This window comes from Mesorhizobium sp. M0293 (genome assembly GCF_040321735.1).
Lineage (GTDB): Bacteria > Pseudomonadota > Alphaproteobacteria > Rhizobiales > Rhizobiaceae > Mesorhizobium.
The window spans coordinates 171,401-184,635 of sequence record NZ_JAMYSA010000002.1 but is presented as its reverse complement, the minus strand read 5'-3'; the positions used below and the strand labels follow the sequence as shown (position 1 = coordinate 184,635).

The 13,235-nt window shown below is 64.3% G+C and carries 11 protein-coding genes and 1 pseudogene; 9 read left to right on the top strand and 3 right to left on the bottom strand.

Features of this window, described 5'->3' with window-relative positions:
• Window positions 1–162 precede the first annotated feature (162 nt).
• Both NKJ06_RS01880 and NKJ06_RS01875 read left to right on the top strand, forming a co-directional pair.
• Complete coding sequence (locus NKJ06_RS01880) at window positions 163–1,413, top strand: aconitase X (RefSeq protein WP_352634101.1); 1,251 nt, start codon at window positions 163–165, stop codon at window positions 1,411–1,413.
• Window positions 1,410–1,868, top strand: a complete 459-nt coding sequence (locus NKJ06_RS01875; RefSeq protein ID WP_352634099.1) for an aconitase X swivel domain-containing protein — start codon at window positions 1,410–1,412, stop codon at window positions 1,866–1,868. Before NKJ06_RS01880 ends, NKJ06_RS01875 begins: the two co-directional genes overlap by 4 nt.
• On the opposite strand, the gene NKJ06_RS01870 is transcribed toward NKJ06_RS01875, so the two are convergent.
• Window positions 1,829–2,914 (bottom strand): SIP domain-containing protein, encoded by a 1,086-nt coding sequence (locus NKJ06_RS01870; protein ID WP_352634097.1) that lies wholly within the window; start codon window positions 2,912–2,914, stop codon window positions 1,829–1,831. The two genes, NKJ06_RS01875 and NKJ06_RS01870, sit on opposite strands and share 40 nt — an antisense overlap.
• Before the next feature lie 2 nt (window positions 2,915–2,916).
• On the bottom strand, window positions 2,917–5,043 hold the full coding sequence (locus NKJ06_RS01865) for a TonB-dependent hemoglobin/transferrin/lactoferrin family receptor (RefSeq protein WP_352634095.1): 2,127 nt from the start codon (window positions 5,041–5,043) through the stop codon (window positions 2,917–2,919).
• A 178-nt stretch (window positions 5,044–5,221) separates the two neighbouring features.
• On the opposite strand from NKJ06_RS01865, the gene NKJ06_RS01860 reads away from it, so the two are divergent.
• From NKJ06_RS01860 to NKJ06_RS01830, 7 genes and pseudogenes are all read left to right on the top strand, one after another.
• Window positions 5,222–6,163, top strand: coding sequence for a heme/hemin ABC transporter substrate-binding protein (locus NKJ06_RS01860; protein ID WP_352634094.1), 942 nt, complete (start codon window positions 5,222–5,224; stop codon window positions 6,161–6,163).
• A gap of 285 nt (window positions 6,164–6,448) precedes the next feature.
• On the top strand, window positions 6,449–7,045 hold the full coding sequence (locus tag NKJ06_RS01855; protein WP_352634093.1) for a thioredoxin family protein: 597 nt from the start codon (window positions 6,449–6,451) through the stop codon (window positions 7,043–7,045).
• Between the two features lie 38 nt (window positions 7,046–7,083).
• Window positions 7,084–8,709: an FAD-binding protein gene (locus NKJ06_RS01850; RefSeq protein ID WP_352808730.1), complete on the top strand. Its 1,626-nt coding sequence runs from the start codon at window positions 7,084–7,086 to the stop codon at window positions 8,707–8,709.
• Window positions 8,706–9,032, top strand: a complete 327-nt coding sequence (locus tag NKJ06_RS01845) for a 4Fe-4S dicluster domain-containing protein (protein WP_352808728.1) — start codon at window positions 8,706–8,708, stop codon at window positions 9,030–9,032. Before NKJ06_RS01850 ends, NKJ06_RS01845 begins: the two co-directional genes overlap by 4 nt.
• Window positions 9,033–9,049: 17 nt before the next feature.
• A complete protein-coding gene (locus NKJ06_RS01840) occupies window positions 9,050–9,886 on the top strand; it encodes an ABC transporter ATP-binding protein (protein WP_352634088.1) in 837 nt (278 codons plus the stop codon).
• Window positions 9,887–9,898: 12 nt separating this feature from the next.
• Window positions 9,899–10,793, top strand: a pseudogene (locus NKJ06_RS01835) (ABC transporter permease).
• A gap of 35 nt (window positions 10,794–10,828) precedes the next feature.
• A complete protein-coding gene (locus tag NKJ06_RS01830) occupies window positions 10,829–11,848 on the top strand; it encodes an aliphatic sulfonate ABC transporter substrate-binding protein (RefSeq protein ID WP_352808725.1) in 1,020 nt (339 codons plus the stop codon).
• Between the two features lie 59 nt (window positions 11,849–11,907).
• Here NKJ06_RS01830 and NKJ06_RS01825 read toward each other — a convergent pair whose 3' ends face one another.
• Window positions 11,908–12,936, bottom strand: coding sequence for a LacI family DNA-binding transcriptional regulator (locus tag NKJ06_RS01825; RefSeq protein WP_352808722.1), 1,029 nt, complete (start codon window positions 12,934–12,936; stop codon window positions 11,908–11,910).
• Window positions 12,937–13,235: the final 299 nt, after the last annotated feature.

Sequence of the window (13,235 nt, the reverse complement as noted above, 5' to 3'; positions counted from 1 at the left end):
CCTCCGATCATTCAGAGGTCCTCTCAGAATCGATTTCCGCACACCACACAAGAGTCCGTTTGTACTCATGTGCGATTCCCCTGCCCCTTGCGGGGGAGATGCCCGGCAGGGCAGAGGGGGGTGCTGTCCCGCTATGCGATCGAGTAAGCGGCTGGAGTACCGATGACACTTGAACTGAGTGCGCACGACCGATCCATGCTCGACGGCGAGCAAGGCCCGTCCGCAGCCGCTGCCATGAAAATCCTGGTCGCTTTTTCCAATGCGATCGGGGCAGGCAGTTTGCTCGACATTGCCGGCGCCCATATCGATGGCTGTCTCTACCACGGCAAGGCCGGTCTCGATTTCGTGGAACGGCTGGTTGAGGGCGGCGGCTGCGTCCAGGTGCCGACGACATTGAACGTCGGTTCGTTCGACCTCATCCATCCCGGCATGGTGAAGATGCCAGCGGCGGAAGAGGTGCCTGCGCGACGGTTGATGAAGGCGCATCTGGAGCTCGGTTGCCAGGCGACATTTACTTGCGCGCCCTATCAAACGCGGTTCCGGCCAGCCTTCGGCCAGCAGATCGCCTGGGGCGAATCCAACGCCATCGTCTTTGCCAATTCGGTGATCGGCGCGCGCACCAACCGCTATGGCGATTTCATCGATCTGTGCTGTGCCATGAGCGGGCGCGCGCCGGCCTGGGGGCTGCATTTGAGCGAGAACCGGCGCGGCCGAATCCTGTTCGAGCTGGCAATTGCTGACCTGGAGCCGAGCGACAGTCTGTTCGTCGGCATCGGGCTGGTGATCGGGCAAGCGAGTGGCGACCGCATTCCGGTGATTGCAGGCCTGCCGCAGCCGCGCGACGAGGATCAGCTGAAGGCGCTGGGTGCGGCGGCGGCAACGACCGGAGCGGTGGCGCTGTTCCATGCGGTCGGCGTCACGCCGGAAGCCAGCACGCTCGACGAGGCCTTCCACGGTCATGTGCCAGAGGAGACGATCCGCATCACCCGTACCGATATCGACCATGCGCTGGCCAAGTTGTCTGGAGTGCCCGATGGTGCGCCGCTGGCGGCAGTATCGCTCGGCACGCCGCATTTTTCGCATGAGGAATGGATGCGGCTGTTGCCGCTGCTGCGAGAGATCGCGCCAGGCAGGCGCATCCCGATCTATGTCAACTCCGGCCGCGCGACGCTGACGCGATTGCAGGAGGAGGGAGCGCTTGATGGCATGGAGGCGTTCGGCCTGATCCCGGTCGCCGATACCTGCACCTATGTCACTGCGATCCTCGAACGTCTCGACGGCGTGGTGATGACCAATTCCGGCAAATGGGCACATTATGCGCCCGGCAATATCGGCGTGTCCGTGGCCTTCGCCGAGATGAAGGATTGCATCCGCTCCGCAGCGGTTGGGCATGTCGTGCGGGGCGCCTCATGACGCGACCGGTGGAACGAACCGGTACCTTCCAATTGGCGGGCGCGGCCGAGGGTCAGGCGCTGGTGTTTTCGCAGCCGCTCAGCTTCTGGGGCGGCATCGATGCCGTAACCGGCGACATAATGGACCATTCGCATCCGGGCCTAGGCCAGAATGTCGCCGGCAAGATCCTGGTCATGCCGAGCGGGCGCGGGTCGTCGTCTTCGTCTTCGGTGCTAGCCGAAGCGATCCGTCTGGGAACGGCACCGGCCGGCATTCTCCTGGAACGCCCGGACCCGATCCTGGCGGTCGGCGCCATCGTCGCCGAATTCCTCTACAATATTCGCATGCCGCTGGTGGTGTGCGACATTGCCGGCATAACCTCAGGCGACAGGATTACCATCGCTATCGGGACGGATGGCCCGGCGATCGTCAGCGTTCACCCCGCCATCAATCCCGCGGCGCCACGCCGCCAGTAGGCAGCGGCCAGCGTCTCATCGCGGCCGAGTCCCAGTGTGCCGCGCCAGTGCTCGCGAACGATCTTGGCGGCGGTCGCTTCCGCCGCGAACCAGCCGAAGGCCGAGCCGCCCTGCGGCCACGCCGCGGAGCGCACGGCCTCGGTCAGCAGTCTGTCTTCACCCGCCGGCACGCCGTCCCGTGTCAGCCAATGCAACTCGATGCCCGTGGCGTTGGCGATCTCCTGCCTTTCGCCATCATTAGCGATTTCGACAAAGGCGACGCCCTTTGTTTCGGCTGGCAGCGTTTCCAGCAGTCGCGCCAGCGCCGGCAGCCCGGTTTCATCGGCACCCATCACATACCATTCTGCTTGCCGCACCGGACGGCCGACTGGCCCCATGATGCCGATTTTCATGCCTGATACCGCCTGCATGGCCCAGCTCGAGCCAACGCTCTCGCCGGGATGGATTAGGAAGTCGACATCGATCACGCCCTTGGCCACGTCGAGCGCGCGGATGGTGTAGACGCGCGCCACCGGCCGCCGGTCATCGGCGGGCCAGACCGGCAAGCCATTGCCGCCGAGCACCGGCCACAGCGGAGCGGGCACCTCCCTGGTCGGAAACAGCATACGGATATGCATGCCGCCGAATTTGGCGAAGCGGCCGAGATTCTCGCCGGCCAGACGGATGCGGCGCATATGTGGGGTCAGGTCGCGTACGTCCGTCACCACCACTTCGCGGAACTGGGCGAGGCTGGTCTCATTGGCGAGATCGCCGGTCCAGACGATCTCGGGATTTTCGTCCCTGGCATAGACCTGGATCGCGGTGGCCAGCAGGTCCTTGATGCGGGCCAACCCGTCGCGGTCGGCGGCATTGGCCCGCATCACCAGCCGTTCCACGTCGATAGAGGCGTCGCCGAAGGCGAAGCGGAAATCGATGCGCTGGCCGTGTTGTGAAGCATCGGCCTCGAAGCTCTGCAGCCTGTCGCTGATGCGGTCCATGTAGGCGGGCAGGTGCCGCAGGTCGAGGCGGGCCTCGCAGGTCAGTTCGCTTGCAGATGCTTCGCTCATTCTCAGCCTCCGATCCTGCCAGTGAGAGCTACCTTGAAGGTGCGGCCCTTGCCTTGTTCGGTTGCGGCCGTGGTCGACCATGCGCTTTGCGGGTCGGTATAGGCGGTGTTGAAGAGATTATCGACGCCGAAATCGAGCCGTGCGTTGTCGTTGACGCGCCAGTTGGCGAAGACGTTGACCAGATCGAAGCCGTCGTCGACGATCGGCACGGCGTTAGGATTGGTGCGGCTGGTGCGGGTGATCTTGCCGACGCTGAGATATTGCGCGCCGACGGTGAGCTGGTCCTCCAGCATGCGGAAGCCGATGGTGGCCGAGAAGCGGTCAAGCGGCGTGTTGTTCAGCGCCTGGCCGGAATAGACGCCGCTGACGACCTTGGCGTCGATCAGCGCACCGGCAAGGTTCACAAAGCCCCAGTTGTAGTCATAGACCATCTCGGCCTCGACGCCCTTGAGGCGGGCGTCGCCGATGTTGATCGCCGTGCGCGGCAGGACGGTGAGGTCAACGTCGATGTAGTCTTCGACGGCGGTGTGGAAGACGTTGAGCTTGGCGCGCAGCCGGTCGCCCGCCGCCAGCAAATCGTCATATTTCACGTTGATGCCGGCCTCCCAGTTCTTCGCCGTCTCGGGCTGCAGCAGAAGATTGGGCCGGTATGTATCACCGCCGCCATGGGCGCCGCCGCCGCGGAAGACATCCTGCAGACCCGGCGCCCGGTAACCTTCGGAATAGGTGCCGTAGAGCTGGAAACCGTCGAACGGAGTGACGCCGACGGTGAGACGCGGGGACCAGCGGTCGCCGGAGATCGAGGCTTCCTGCGGCGACGGGATGCGCGTTTCGCCATCGAGTTGGTAGCCGTCATAGCGCATGGCCGCGATCACCTGCAGCCAGTTCTGATAGTCGCCCTGCCATTGCAGGAAGCCGCCATAGCCCTGCTGCTCGCCAGCGCCGAAATGCGCCGCTTCCGACGATGCTTCGAGATAGTAATAATCGAGCCCGTAGGTCAGTGTGTGGGCAAGCCCCCAGGCGCCGAAGCGCGAGGAGTTCCTCACATTGAAGCCTGTCGTGGCGACGTCGTAGAAGCGGAAGTTGCCGATCGCCGAGGTGGGCCAGACCTGCGTCTGCTCGGCGCGGGTGCGGTTGTGGTAGGCATTGGCACTGAAGTCGATCAGGTTGTTGTCCTCAGGCTTCCAGGTGTAGGCAGCTGTGTAGGTCTGGTTGGTGGTGTTGGTGTCGTAGCGGCTCAGCGTCGGCGAGGTCGAGCCGCTCGATCCGGTGATCTGGTCGTTGTAGCGCTGCAGGATGGCGCCGAGCTTCAGCTCGTGGCCATCGGCCGGCCGCAGTGTCGTCTTCAGATAACCGCTGGTCACCCGCTCGCCGGTCCATGGCACGGCGTCGCCATTGCCGTCGGTGTAGCTGTCGCGGTCACGGTATATGAGATTGCCGATGATGTCGGCGTCGTCGCTGAAGCGGTAAGCGCCGGTGGTGCTGGTGGTGAAGCCGTCACCATTGTCCTCGTAGCCGAGCTTTTCGCTCAGCGCCCAGCGCTCGTCCTTCTTGAGGAAGTCGCCGGCGTCCTTGGTCTCGAAGGAGACGACGCCGCCGATGCCGCCCGAGCCATAGGCGTTGGAGACCGGGCCGCGAATGACCGTGGCTTCCTTGATCAGGTCCGGCTCGACATAGAACGAGCCCGAACCATGGCCGACTCGCCAGTAATCCTGGCGGGCGCCGTCGAGCGTGACGACGACGCGGCCATACTGTTCCAGGCCGCGAATGTTGATGGCAGTGGCCGGGTCGTCGCCGTTCATCGAGGCGGCGACCCCGGGCGTGGTGCGGAAGATATCGGCGGCGGTGTCGGGCTGGATGCGGTCGAGCTCGTCCTGATCGATGGCGCTGATGGCAGCCATCGATTCGATGACCGCCGTCTTGATCATCGTCGCCGAGATTGTGATCACGTCGAGCATCGTCGCTGGCTGGTTCTGCGCGACACTAGCCGGCGCAAGGCGGCCAGTCTTGGCGGCGACCTTCTTCTCCTGGTCCTGCTCCTGCGCGCTGGCAAGAGGCACGGCGCAGAGGCCGAGAACGAAGGCGAGCGTGGTACTCGCCATCAAGGTCGTATTTGTTGTCGTTGTCATGCAGCCCCCAAGCAAAAGCAAAACTGCTGGCGGTGGCTGAACGGCCTTGGCTGGCGTGATTGAAATCCCTCGACCAGGCAGTCAAGGCATGGGTCACATATTAAAACATGATGACATGAGTCAACTTTAAATTTATAGCCGACCATTATCGAGAAGCATCTGGCACGGGAGCAGCGGCATGATCGGCAGGGCGGGCGAGGGCAGGAGGATCGGGTGGTTGCAACCGGGCAGGCTCGCGGCGGTGCTGCTTCTGGCGCTGTCGGTGCCAGCGCCTTCCTGCGGCTTCAAGGCGCTGGCCGCCGAGACCGTTGTCGATGCGCTGGGGCGAACTGTCGTGCCGGGCGCGGGGACCCGGATCGTGACGCTCGGCTCCGATGTCACCGAGATTGTCCATGCGCTCGGCGCAGGCGAGCGGATCGTCGGTGTCGATCGTGGCAGCAAGTACCCGCCATCCGTGACCGGGAAGCCCAATGTCGGCTATCGCCGACAGCTTTCGGTCGAGGGGCTGGCGAGCTTGCGTCCCGATCTGATCCTGACGGCCGAGGACAGCGGGCCGCCGGAGGCGGTCGAGGTGTTGAAGTCGTTGGCGATCCCGGTCGTCTTTGTCCCGCAGGACAACACCCCGCAAGGCGTTGAGCGCAAGATCACGCTGGTTGCCGCCAGTCTTGGGCTTGAGGACAAGGGCAAGGTGGTTTCCGCCGAGGTGCTCACCGCCTTTCAGGCTGCCGCCGATCTGGCGGCGAAGATCCCGCCGGAGCGGCGCAAGAAGGTGGTGTTCTTCCATGGTCTCGTGAAGTTGAGTGCCGCCGGCGCCGGCACCTCGGCTGACGCCATCATCCGCTATGCCGGTGGCCTCAACCCGATGGACGTCGTGCAGGGCTACAAGCCGGCATCGGAGGAAAAGCTGATCGAGATGGCGCCGGATGTGAACCTGATGATGAGCGACGGCAAGGGCGGTCCCACGCCCGAGCAGGTGTTCGGCAACCGTGCGCTGGCGGCAACGCCGGCGGCGGCCAACAAGGCGCTGGTCGTGCTCGACGGCGCCTACATGATCGGGTTTGGCCCGCGCACATCAGATGCGATCCGCAACCTGGCGAAGGCACTCTATCCCAAGGGATAATGATGCCCCGATGGTCGCAGAAGGCTCGCCTGCGATGGCATCCTCTCGCGGGCGGCCCTGCAGCCTACGATAAAACCTTGTCCGTGCGGATTTCTTCAGATCGGCTCTTGCTCGAACAAACGTGCCGGCTCGGCCCGAAACATTGGCACGATATTCTAAGCCGCGCGGTTGACCGCGAATGCGCTCTCCAGCCTATAATTATACTAAATTCATAGACTAACTGCGAGCGCTCAAACGCTCGCGTGTTGGCTTTGTGAAACCGGCTGCATAAAAGGGAGCGTGTCGATGCCGAAGACAGAATCCAACCCGATCGAGCTTGGCACCAGGGCCGCCGATTTCCTATTGCCTGACGCGCAAGGCGTGCTGCACCGGCTCACCGATTTCGATGCCAAGCCGGCCTTGCTTGTCGCCTTCATCTCCAACCGCTGCCCGTTCGTCGTGCTGATCCGCGAGCAGCTTGCCGCCTTTGCCAGGGACTATGCGAACAAGGGGTTGCAGGTGGTGGCGATCAACGCCAACGACCATGAGGCGCATCCCGAGGAGACGCTTGCCCGCATCGGCGAGGAGGCTGAAAAATTCGGCTATTCCTTCCCCTACCTCAAGGACGCTTCCCAGCAGACGGCCAAGGCCTATGGCGCGGCTTGCACGCCCGACTTCTTCCTGTTCGATGCCGACCGGCGGCTCGCCTATCACGGCCAGTTCGACGATGCGCGGCCGGGCAATGGCAAACCGGTCACCGGTGCTGATCTGCGCGCGGCGGTGGATACGGTGCTGGAGGGCGGCAAGCCCGCGTCAAGCCAAGTGCCATCGATCGGCTGCAACATCAAATGGAGCGCTGGCAACGAGCCGGTGTGGTTCGCAAGCGCCGCTCGCGCCGCTTAGCAATATCGCCCTGTAGCGAACTCAGTCACCGAGCATCCATGCCCAAGCCGCAAAAATCCGCTTCCGACAGCTTGCTGCTCCAGGCCGACGTCCTGGTGTTGGGCGGCGGTCCGTCGGCTGCCTGGGCGGCTGTCGGCGCGGCCGAAAGCGGCGCCAAGGTGGTGCTGGCCGACAAGGGCTATCTCGGCACCAGCGGCGCCACCGCGCCGTCCAACACCGGCACCTGGTGCGTGCCGCCGGGTGACAACAGGCACGCCGTCGTCGAGCGGCGCTGGCAGCGCACCGGCGAACTCGCCGACCCGCGCTGGATGTTGCGCTGCGTCGACACCGCCTACCGCAATCTGCTCAGGCTGTCCGAATGGGGCTATCCGTTTCCGAGCGAGGATGACGGACGCCTCTACATCGCCAATCTGCGCGGCCCGGACTACATGCGCTTCATGCGCCGCCGGGTGCTCCTGGCCGGCGTCACTGTGCTCGACCACCATCCCGCGCTCGAACTTCTGTCCGATGGCGATGCCATCGTCGGCGCCGCCGGTGTCGCCAGGCAGGCCGGTCACGACTGGCGCGTCGACGCCAACGCCGTGGTGCTGGCGACCGGCGGCTGCGCCTTCCGAGAGCGTATCCTCGGCGCGTCCGGCTTGACCGGCGACGGCTATCTGATGGCTGCGGAAGCCGGCGCCAGCCTGTCGGGCATGGAGTTCACCGGCAAGTACACGCTGGCGCCCTATGGTTCGTCGCTGAACAAGGGGCTGCCGTTCCGCTGGGCCTCGTTTCATCGCGAGGACGGTTCGCCCATCCTCGGGCCGACCGGCGAGCCGTTGCGCAATGGCATAGGCGACCGTGAGGAAGAGGTGGCCCGTGCGCTGATCGACGGCCCTGTCTATGCGCGGCTCGATCAGGCCGAACCGGCGCTGCAAGGCTGGTTGCGCCAGGGCCAGCCGAATTGCTTCGTGCCCTATGACCGCGCCGGCATCGATCCGTTCAGCGAACTGTTCCGCATCACCTTGCGCGCCGAAGGCACGGTGCGCGGCACGGGCGGCATCGATATCATCTCCGACGACTGCGCCACCGGCGTGCCCGGCCTCTACGTTGCCGGCGATGCCGCCAGCCGAGAGATCATGACCGGGGCTGTTTCGGGCGGCGGCGCCGTCAATTCGTCGTGGGCGCTGGCCAGCGGCTGGTGGGCCGGTAAGGGCGCCTCTACCCATGCCAAACGTCGAAACGGCAAGGCGTTTCGCAGTGCTGCGCGGTCGCTCGGCCAGGCTGGGTTGCGCCCGGCGGCAACGGCGCACGCCGACATATCGTCCGGCGAAATCATCGAGGCGGTGCGTAGCGAAGTCACGCCGCTCGACAAGAATTTCTTCCGCTCTGGCGAGGGCCTGGAGAAAAGCAGCGAGCGGCTGGAAGGTGTCTGGCGCGACGTGCGCGACCATCTGCAGGGCGAGGGGGTGGATCGAGTCCGCACCCGCGAGGCGGCATCGATCGCCGCCGCCGGGCGCTGGTCGGTGGCCGCCGCCCTGCATCGCACGGAGAGCCGTGGCATGCATCGCCGTACCGATCTGCCGGGCAAGAGCCCGGCCTTGGCGCACCGGCTGGTGATCACGGGGGTCGATGAGTTCCGCATTGCAGGCGCGCCCGCGCGGCTGGCGGAGCTGGCGTCATGATCGAGATCGTCTCGGCCACGCGCTGCGTCGAATGCGACATCTGCGTCAAGGTCTGCCCCGCCAACGTCTTCGACGCGACCGACAACGGCGTGCCGGTGATCGCCCGCCAGGACGACTGCCAGACCTGCTTCCTCTGCGAGATCTATTGCCCGACCGACGCGCTTTATGTGGCCGAATTCGCCGAAGGGCCGACCGGCATCACCGAGTTAGAGGCCGACGCACGCCAGCTGTTCGGCTCCTATGCCCGCGCCCTCGGCTGGAAGCGCGGCAAGGCCGGCGGCTCGGAGTTTGACCCGACGCACCGCATCCGCGTGGCGCAGTGAACCGATCGGAGACAGACATGAATCGCATCATCGTCAGCGATATCAGCAAGACTTTCCAGCTCAAGCCGGGGCAGTTCGTCACCGTCGACGGCGAGGCGACGGACCGCGTCACCGTGCTCGATGGCGTCGATCTTTCCATCCGCAAGGGCGAGTTCATCACGCTGGTCGGACCCAGCGGCTCGGGCAAGTCCGTGCTGCTCGACATTATCGGCGGGCTGACGCAGGCGACCGGTGGCGACGTCCAGCTCGACGGCAGGCGCATTACAAGGCCCGATCCCAAGACCGGCTATGTCTTCCAGCAATATGCATTGTTTCCCTGGCGCACGGCGCTCGCCAACATCGAATATGCACTGGAAGTGCGCGGCGTCGCCAAGGCCGAGCGCACCGCCACCGCGCGCCATCTGTTGGCGCTGTTCGGGCTTGCCGGCTTCGAAGACCGTTTCCCCAACCAGCTTTCCGGCGGCATGCAGCAGCGCGTCGCGATTGCGCGTGCGCTGGCCAGCAATCCGGAAGTGCTGCTGATGGACGAACCGTTCGCGGCGCTCGACCAGCAGACGCGCGAGCTGCTGCAAGGCGAACTGTTGCGGATCTGGGGCAAGATCAAGACGACGGTGATCTTCGTCACCCACTCGATCGACGAGGCAATCTTCCTTGCCGACCGCGTCGTGGTGATGACCGCGCGGCCGGGCACAGTGAAAGAGATCATCGACATCGACCTGCCCCGGCCGCGCGACGGCGACATCCGAGCCAGCGCTGAATTCAACACCTATCGCGCCCGCGTCTGGGATGTGCTGCGCGACGAGGTCAACAAGGCGCAGAAGGACTGGACCCTGTCGCCAGCCTTCAGTCACTGAGGAGCTGGACCCATGGCTTATCTGACCGAAAAGTTTGGCACTGCTGGAGCCCTTGATCTGTTTGCCGGAGCTGGCGAAACGGTAGCCGCCGCCAGAGTCCCCGCGATCAAGGCTCACAGCGCCAAAGCCCGGCGCAAGACAGCGAGCCACGGCACCTTTGTCTACGGCCTGCCGCTGCTCGGGCTGTTTTTCCTGCTGTGGGAGATCGCGCCACGGCTTGGCTGGCTGAACCGCATCTTCTTTCCGCCGCTGAGCGAGGTGCTGGTCGCCTGGTGGGCCCTGCTCGCCTCGGGCGTGCTGGTAGAGCACATCGGCATCAGCCTGCAGCGCGCGGCCATCGGCTTCGCGCTCGGTGTGGTGGTCGCCATTCCGCTCGGCCTGTTGATGGGGCGCTATTCGCTGTTCGAGAAGGTCAGCGATCTCCTGGTGCAGACGCTGCGCAACACCTCGCAATTCGCGCTGCTGCCTCATTCTTTTGCTCGGCATAGGCGAAGAATCAAAGGTGGCGATCACCTTCTACTCCTCGGTCTTTTTTCTTCTCGTCAATACGATCAGCGGCGTGAAGTCGGTCGATCCGCTGCTGATCAAGGCGGCGCGCTCGATGGGCACGTCCGATTTCGATCTGTTCCGGAAGGTCATCCTGCCGGCCAGCATTCCTTCGATCGTCGCCGGCGCTCGGCTGGCGGTGAAATCCTCGCTGTTCGCGGTGATCGGCGCCGAGATGCTGGCGGCCAAATCCGGCCTCGGTTTCCTCATCCAGAACTCGCAGCTGATGATGGAAACGGCCGACATGTACGCCGGCATCCTGACCCTCACCGTCATCGGGCTGACCGTCAACTACCTGCTCGTCTGGTTCGAGCGTTGGGCGACCGCCTGGAAGAGCCAGTCCGAGACTTCGCTCATTTAAGCCTCTCATTCATCCCAATCAGGAAGGATTTTTCCATGTCCAGCATCTCGTTCGACGGTTTTCGCCGGCTGCTCCTGAAGGGCGCCATTGCTGTCGTCATCGGCCTTGGCGGCATGCCTGCCTTTGCGCAGGACAAGCCAGATGTCATCCGCATCGGCAGCACGGCGCCCGGGCACCTCAAATTCATTCTCGCCCAGAAGGACGGCTGGTGGGAGAAGGAATTCGCCAAGGACGGCATCAAGGTCGAACTGGTGACCTTCAATGGCGGCTCGGAGGCGACGACGGCGCTGGCCACCGGCGCGATCGAGTTCACCTACACCGGCAACAATCCGGCGCTGCGCGTCGCGGCGTCCGGTGCCGATGTCAAGCTGATCGGTGTGTCGAGCTACGTGAAGGCAGGCGGCTCTTACATCATCGTCAAAGCCGACTCGCCGCTGAAGACGCTGCAGGATCTCAAGGGCAAGAAGGTCGCCTATCTCACCGGCACGGTGCGGCATTCGAATTTCAGCAAGGCGCTGAACAGCATCGGCCTGAGCACGAATGATGTCGAAGGGCTGAACCTGCCTTTCGAGGCGTCCGGTCCGGCGTTGCTGCGCGGCGATATCGACGCCATCGTCGAGACGGATTCGACGGCGGCAAAGCTGGTCGATACCGGCGAGGCGCGCGTGCTCTTCGACACCGGCACGCATCCGGAATGGAGCGTGCCGAACGTCATCTCGGTCAACGGCGCCTTCGCGGCAAAGTACCCCGATCTGGTCAAGCGGCTGCTCAAGGTCGATATCGAGATTTCGCGCTGGGCCGACGCGCACCCCGACGAGACAATCAAGACCTTTGTCGAGGCGACCAAGTCGTCGGAAAAATCCGTGCGCAAGACCTATGCCGACGGCGTGTTCCACCAGGACCCGAAACTCACCGACGATGCGATCGCCGCCTTGCAGGGCGAGGAGAAGTTCATGGCGAGCGCCGGGCTCCTGAAGGGTTCGATCGACTACGGCAAATGGGTGGACAAGAGCTTTGTCGATGCCGCTGGCGCGGAAGTCGCTGCCGTCCAGTAGATCGGAAAGACCGAGCGGGGCGGGCGCCTTTTGGCGCGCCGCGCCGCTCGGTCGGTCCGTCAGATCTCCGGGATGTTTTCCTTGAAGATCACCTGCAGCCTCGGCTGATGCAGTTCATAGGGCAATCCCCGGACCGCATGGGTCAGAGTGTTGAGCGCTTCGCGGGCTTCGACGCGCGGGTTCTGGTCGATGACCGCGTCGAGCGTACCGTCGAGCAGAAGGTCTTTCGTGCCGTCCGTCACCTCATGGCCGAGGAAGACCATGGACTGGGCGCGGCCGCGTTCCTTGAGCGCGCGGGCGATGCCGGTGTTGCCGGCGCCGACATTGTAGATCGCGGCAAGGTCGGGGTGCCGCTCCAGCAGGGCGGACGCTTCCGAATAGGCCTTTTCGCGGTCGTCGAGCATTTCGCGCATCTCGACGATCTGCAGATTGGGCGATTCCTCCGCCAGGATATGGCGGAACCCCATCTCGCGCTCTTCGTGGCCGCGATAGGAAAGCGAGCCGGCGAACAGCGCCACCTTGCCAGGACGCCCTGATCCCATGAAGCGGTTGAGCAGATAGCCGGCCAGCCGCCCGGCGGCACGATTGTCGATGCCGATATAGGCGACCCTCGGCACATGCAGGATGTCGGAGGCGATGGTGACCACCTTGATGTCGTTGGCCGACAGCGAGCGGATCGCCTCGCGCACTGTCGGGTGGTCGAGCGCAATGACGCCAACGCCTTGCGTCTGTCCGCGTAAGTCCTGCAGCAGGCGGGCGAGGCCGTCCGGGTTGAACCCTTCGATGGTGGCGATGTGCACATCGAGGTCGGGCCGTGACTGCGCCTGCGCCTCGATCTGGCGATGCAGCATCTTGATGAAGGAATTGGTGCCGGCGGGCAGCGCGAAATCGAGCCGGATGACATCACCGGGCAATAACCGCGGCGGCGCCCCGTTCGGGCTTTCGGCGATGTAGCCAAGCCGCTGCGCCATTTCGAGCACGATTTCACGCGTGCGCGCACGCACGCCGGGGCGATTGTTGAGCACTCGGTCGACCGTGGCGGCCGAGACACCGGCTTCCCGGGCTATGTCAGTCAGGGTGGACCGCACCGTTTTTCATCTCCTGCCTGCGTCAGATCGGCGGGCGACGGCTTTCCCGCCATCCGCGATTCTGATGGGAAATGATGTATCCGCCCTTGGCCGATGCGCAAGCCGCCGGGCTAAATCAAATGATCCGGCCGGGCTATGCGGGGGCGGGAAGAGGCGTTTTCCCTCAAATCGAGGCATCAGGAGTGACGTATGGATCCCGGTTTCGCGCATTTCCTCGCCCTACTTGCAATGTTGTGAGGTCTTTTGATTATTTATGATGTTGACAGGCTTCCCGTGCTGCCGTCAATATCCCTCATAGG